Below are 5,661 nucleotides of genomic sequence, written 5' to 3' on the forward strand. Positions count from 1 at the left end.
CCGCTGGAGCCGGCGGTGGTCACGGTAGGATCGTTTCACGCCGGGACCGCGCACAACGTCATCGCCGCCAGCGCGGAGCTGGTGGGCACCGTGCGCGCGTTCGACCCCGCGCTGCTGGGCCAGCTTCCCGGGCGGGTGGAAGGGGTGATCGCCGGCGTCTGCGCGGCCATGGGCGCCACGTACACCTTTGAGTACCGGCAGGAGGCCACCCCCACCGTGAACGACCGCCGGCTGGCGGAAATCGTACGGGTGGAGGCGGAGCGCATCGTGGGCGCGGAGCGGGTGCGCACCGATCCCGACGTGCGCACCATGGCGGCGGAGGACTTTGGCGACGTGCTGCAGCAGGTGCCCGGCTGCTACTTCTTCGTGGGCGCGCGCAACGAAGAACGCGGAATGGTGCACCCGCACCACTCCGCGCACTTCGACCTCTGCGAAGACTGCATGCCCGTGGGCGTTGCCGTCCTGGAGGCCGCCGCCCTCCGCGTGCTGCGCGGCGGCTTCTCCGCGTGACACCCGCCCGGCTCCGCGCCACGGTTCGGCCCCGCAGAAAGTCTGGCGCCGCGCTCCGCTCAGGATGACAGGCTATTGTGCACCTAACTGCTTGCAATGCAGAGACTTGTCATCCTGAGGAGGCGCCGGAGGCACTTGCGGCGGAACGGCATTCTGGCGCCGACGAAGGATCCACTATGCCTGTGAGAACGGGCGTGCGTGTCGCAACGTTGGCTCGGCGGCCAGTGGATCCTTCGACTCCGCGCCACAGTTCGGCGCGGCGGACGGTCCGGTGCCAGCGCTCCGCTCAGGATGACAGGCTTTGTGCACCGAACTGTTTACCACGCAAGCATTTGTCATCCTGAGGAGGCGCCGGAGGCACTTGCGGCGGAACGGCACTCTGGCGCCGACGAAGGATCCATTGCGCCTGTGAGAACGGGCGTGCGTGTCGCAACGTTGGCTCGGCGGCCAGTAGATCCTTCGACTCCGCGCCACGGTTCGGCCCCGCAGAAAGTCCGGCGCCGCGCTCCGCTCAGGATGACAGGCTGTGTGCAGATGTGGGAGAGGGGGCACACACTGGTCCGGCGAGAGTGCGCAGGGGTCAGGGCGCGACGGCGGAGGGCGGAAGAAAGTCCCGGTCCGTCAGCCCCGTGTTGTGCCGCGCGGAGGCCAGCAGGAACACGAGGGAGTTTCCGCCACCCATGGCGATCTCCACGCGGTGCGCCTCCATCACTCCTTCCACGGGCCGGTAGTCGCCGTACCGGATCTCGATCCCGCGGGCCTCGTCCAGCAGAATGCGCAGGGGCAGCCGCGAGGTGGCGCCCATCAGGTACGTTCGCGTCGCACCCCCGCGCCCAAACTCCACGCGGTACGCCAGCTCCCCATCCACGCTGTCGGCGCCCGTCACGCGCGCCGTGATCCCCTGCTGCGCCAATCCCACCAGGTAGCTGGCCTCCAGCGACGCCTGCAGCCGGCCCCGCACCACCCCCGCGCTGGAATCCACCATCACCGTTCCATCCGGGCGCCGCCGCCACGTCAGGGACGGGGCGTTCACGTTCACGGCTCCGTTCGCCAGCTGCTCCAAGAGCGAGCCGGGCACCATCCGCCGCGAAACCGCCGTTCCCAGCGGCCGCCCGCCGGATTCCGTGCGCCACTCGAACACCCCGTCGCGAATGGCGGCCAGCCGCTCGCGCCCGCCCGCCGCGGCGTGGTAGCCTGCCAGCACCTCCTCCGCCGAGGGCAGGGCCCGGCCCTCCCGCGGCGCGCTCTGCTGCGCGGCCGCCGGCGCCGCGGCCAGCAGCAGCGCCAATCCCATCGACCGTACAGCCGGAGTCATGGCGAATGCGGACATGCGGTCGCTCCTGTGACGAGGGGGGAGGCGAGGGCGGGCGTGCGGCGCACGGCGGGCCGGTGCGGATCCAGAAGGCAATCTGCCGCGGAGGCGCGCCGAACGCCACCATCTCTGTCGAAGGTAGATCCGCGCCTCCGATTCCCGTGATCGAAGAAAGCCCCGGCCGCATGCGCGTCCGGGGCTTCGTCGCCGCGCGGAAATCGCGCGGTCAGCGGCGGGTGAGGCCGGCGGCGGTCTGGTCGTTCAGCACCTTGCGGACAAAGCGGTCATCCGGGCGGGCGCACTTGCCGTGCGCGGTGCACACCCACCGCGGCGCGAACGGCCGCACGCGGTCAAAGAGCGCGGCCAGGCTGGCGCGGCTCTGCGCGTGGTCGTCCGTAAAGATGGGCGAGGCGGGGCGGTAGCCGGTCATGTACGAACGGTAGACGGCGTCGCCCACGTACAGCACGCCGCGAATGAGGTACGACGCGCTCCCCGCCGTGTGCCCGGGGTTCAGGAACGCGCGCACCGTGTCGCCGCCCATGACCATCACCGTATCCGCCGAGAACGCGCGCACGTTCACCTCGCCGGGCCAGGGCGCGGGGTTGCCGAGCACCAGGCCGCCCGCGCGCGAGGGGAGGTCCGAGTGCTCCCGTTCGCCCGTGAGCAGCGGGCCCTCGCCCGCCGCCAGGTGAAAGCGCGCCTGCTGCACCGCGCGCCACGCGCCGATGTGGTCACGGTGGCTGTGCGTGACCAGCACGTCGGTCACGTCCTGCGGGCGGGCGCCAATGCGCGCCAGCCCGCGCCGCAGCGGCCGGTCCGTGCCCGTCCATCCCAGGTCCACCAGCAGCACGCCGGTCCCGGTGCGCACCGCGTAGATGGTGCTTTCCCACGGATACGAGGTGGGGATGGCGATGGAGGTGGGCCCCTGCACCGCGTTCAGGTGCATGGTGCACCCGGCGCCGGCAGCGGACACGATCAGCAGGGTGGACAGACGTGCGATCCAGCGCATGACGTTCGATCAGAAGCGGTGTGGACGGTCGATGACGAACGGGATACCCGCCTGACACCATCCGCGTTCATCCCCCAATGCAGAGCGGGGCACGGCTCCACGCCCTGCCCCGCTCCTGAGAGTCATCCGGTCACCGGAAACGCCTTGCCGGTGGCGGCTTCTGGATAAGGTGCCACGCGCGCGGGATCAGGCCGCCCAGGCGTCCTGGCTGCCGGAGAGGGCCATGGCGGGCGGGGCGGGCGCAGCCTCGTCGTCCGCCGCGCCGGCTTCCGTGCGGAACCGGCCCACGTCGGCCTGCAGCTCGGAGGCAATCTGCGAAAGCTCCTCGGCGGAGGCGCTCATTTCCTCCATGGAGGCGTTGATTTCCTCCACCGCGGCCGCGGCATTCTCGGCGGCGGCGGCGTTCAGCTGCGCCAGGGTGACCAGCGCGTCCATGGCGTCCTGCGAGCCGGCCTCCACCTCCGCCGGATCCACGCCCACGCTGGTGAGCGCCGCGCGGCTCGCCCGCGCCATGCCGTCCGCCTCGGCGCTGATGGCGCCCACGTCGCGCACCGTCTGGTCCACCACCGACACGATCTCGCGCAGCGCCGTGCCCGCGTCGTTGGCCAGCGCCGCGCCCGCGTTCACCTCGGCCGTGCCGCGCTCCATCGTTTCCACCGCGCGCGCCGTGAGGGCCTGCACCTCCTGGATGATCTCCGCCGCTTCCGCCGCGGAGGCACCGGAGCGCGTGGCCAGCTTGCGCACCTCGTCGGCCACCACGGCGAAGCCGCGCCCGTGGTCGCCCGCGCGCGCCGCCTCGATGGCGGCGTTCAGCGCCAGCAGGTTGGTCTGCTCGGCGATGTCGGTAATGGAGCGGGTGATGCGGCTGATGCGCTCGGAGCGCGCCCCCAGCTCGCCGATCTGCTCCGCGGCGTTCACCACCGTTCCGCGAATGCGGTCCAGCCCGCCCACGGCGCTGTCCACCACCCGCGACCCGTCGCGCGCCACCGTGGAGGCGCGCTGCGACGCCGCCGACACGCTCTCCGACCGGCGCGCCACGCTGCTGATGGAGCGCGCCATTTCGCCCAGGGTGCTGGCCATGCGCTGCGTGTTGAGCGCCTGCTCCTGCGAGCTGGCCGCCACCTCGCTGAGCGAGCGCGCCACGTCTTCCGCGGCCGAGGTCACGTGGTCCGCGGCGGCGTTGAAGGTCTGCGCCACGTCCGACACCTCCATGGCGCGGTTGCGCACCCCCTGCACCGCGTCGGCCAGGCGCTGCGTGCCGTCGTTCACCGCGGCCAGCGCGTCGCCCACGGCGCCCCCGCCGATTTCGGCGCGCGCCGTGAGGTCACCCGCGCCCAGCCGCCCGGCCAGCCTCACCAGCCGCTCCGCCGCGCGCGTCTCCTCCTCCAGCAGCCGCGCGATGTACACCAGCACCGCGACCTCGAACACCACCCACGCGGCGTGCACGGCCACGATCCCCCATCCCCGGTGGTCCTGAAAGATGTGCAGGTTCACCCCCGTGGCGTGCAGCGCGTGAAAGCCCACGTGGTGCACCGCCGTGACCACCGCGCCCGCCACCGGCACCCGCCAGTCGCGGTACAGCAGAAGGAAGGCGAGGATGGCGAAGATGTGAAAGTGCATCTCGATCATCCCGCCCGTCTGGTGGATGATCAGCGCCGAGATGGTAAGCATGCACGCGGCCAGCGTCAGGCGCGCAGCCAGCCGGCCCTCCCACCGCCACGCGACGAACCAGCCGATGGCGACCGTGCCGCCGCCCCACAGGATCGCCTCGCGCAGCGTGCCGCGCAGGGGCACGAGCGCAAAGATCAGCACCAGGTGCGCAAGCAGAAGGTTGCGCAGCACGCGGTCCGCCCGGCGGTAGCCGGCCTGCAGCAGCCCGTCTCCGTCCTGTGCCCCGCGCACAATGGGGATGCCGGCGAGCGCGATCTGCGCGCCCCGAAGGTTCTGGTCCATTCTCTCGGTCGTACAGCGTAAAGGTTCCCGCACACCCGCCCAGCCGGGCGGGTGCTTCAACGTTATACAATCCTGAGACAGAAGTGTAGCAGGATCGGGTCCACACGTGTAGCTCTGAAATAACGCGGGTAAGGCGAGAAAAAGGTAGCCCGCGCCGGGTGAGACGCGGGCCACTGTTGCAGATTGCAAACCCGGGAAGCATCAGCCCCGGGCGGCGGGCGGGGGCTGCATCTGCTCCCACAGGGTGCCGCGGGCGCGCCACAGGAAGGGAAAGAACGATTCCCGGTGCGTGGCCATGTGCTCCAGAAAGCGCACGCCGGAGCTGTTGGCCGTCCCGTGCACGTCCGGGCCCAGGGTGCGCTCCGCCGTGCGCGCGTGGATGAAGCGCCACACGCGCACCTCTTCGTCGTACTCCAGCATGGCCTCGGCCAGGTGCACCAGGTCCCAGTGCTCGCCCGAGCCGTGGCTGGCGGCGTACGCCTGCGCCGGGTCCACCCCGCGCCGCGCGAACGCCGCCTCGGCCGCGGTGCGCACGGAGGGCGCGTCCCACAGCTCCGCGAGTGCCGGCGTCCACAGGCCGGAGTGCGGGCCGTGGGCGGGGTCGGGGTTGATCTCCGATTTCAGGTAGCGGCGGAACTCCGGCTCGCGCGCGCCGGACAGGATTTCCACCGCGTGCCACTGCCCGCTTTCGCCGCCGCTGGCGGGCACCAGGTGGTGGCGGAACGAGTAGAAGCCGCCCAGCGTCATGGTTTCCAGCACGCGCATCATGGGCGAGAACATGCGCACCACGGCGGTGCAGCGCCCCATGAGCCACGCGGCCATCCCCGTGTCGCCGGCGTCCAGCGCGGCGATCACGCGCGGCAGGTCCGTGCGCAGC

General features: G+C 71.6%; 5 protein-coding genes. 1 reads left to right on the top strand and 4 read right to left on the bottom strand.

Translation table 11 applies throughout. The annotated features are described in order from the left end of the window. The coding region (locus VF665_RS23365) for a M20 metallopeptidase family protein (protein ID WP_331055895.1) at positions 1 to 510 on the top strand (510 nt) is incomplete at its 5' end. Between the two features lie 580 nt (positions 511 to 1,090). Here VF665_RS23365 and VF665_RS23370 read toward each other — a convergent pair. From VF665_RS23370 to VF665_RS23385, 4 genes are all read right to left on the bottom strand, one after another. Then, on the bottom strand, positions 1,091 to 1,840 hold the full coding sequence (locus VF665_RS23370; RefSeq protein ID WP_331055896.1) for a hypothetical protein: 750 nt from the start codon (positions 1,838 to 1,840) through the stop codon (positions 1,091 to 1,093). A 208-nt stretch (positions 1,841 to 2,048) separates the two neighbouring features. Next, on the bottom strand, positions 2,049 to 2,831 hold the full coding sequence (locus tag VF665_RS23375; protein WP_331055897.1) for an MBL fold metallo-hydrolase: 783 nt from the start codon (positions 2,829 to 2,831) through the stop codon (positions 2,049 to 2,051). Between the two features lie 186 nt (positions 2,832 to 3,017). Beyond that, a complete protein-coding gene (locus VF665_RS23380) occupies positions 3,018 to 4,784 on the bottom strand; it encodes a methyl-accepting chemotaxis protein (protein WP_331055898.1) in 1,767 nt (588 codons plus the stop codon). 201 nt (positions 4,785 to 4,985) lie between these two features. Continuing rightward, positions 4,986 to 5,661, bottom strand: a 676-nt coding sequence (locus tag VF665_RS23385) for a tryptophan 2,3-dioxygenase family protein (RefSeq protein WP_331055899.1), incomplete at its 5' end; no start/stop codon positions are given.

The sequence above is a fragment of the Longimicrobium sp. genome (genome assembly GCF_036387355.1).
In the GTDB taxonomy this organism is placed as follows: domain Bacteria; phylum Gemmatimonadota; class Gemmatimonadetes; order Longimicrobiales; family Longimicrobiaceae; genus Longimicrobium.

What these genes read in the sequence shown, in the direction of transcription:
- VF665_RS23370 (WP_331055896.1), bottom strand. Translation starts at nt 1,840, where the DNA reads ATGTCCGCATTCGCCATGACTCCGGCTGTACGGTCGATGGGATTGGCG.
- VF665_RS23375 (WP_331055897.1), bottom strand. Translation starts at nt 2,831, where the DNA reads ATGCGCTGGATCGCACGTCTGTCCACCCTGCTGATCGTGTCCGCTGCC.
- VF665_RS23380 (WP_331055898.1), bottom strand. Translation starts at nt 4,784, where the DNA reads ATGGACCAGAACCTTCGGGGCGCGCAGATCGCGCTCGCCGGCATCCCC.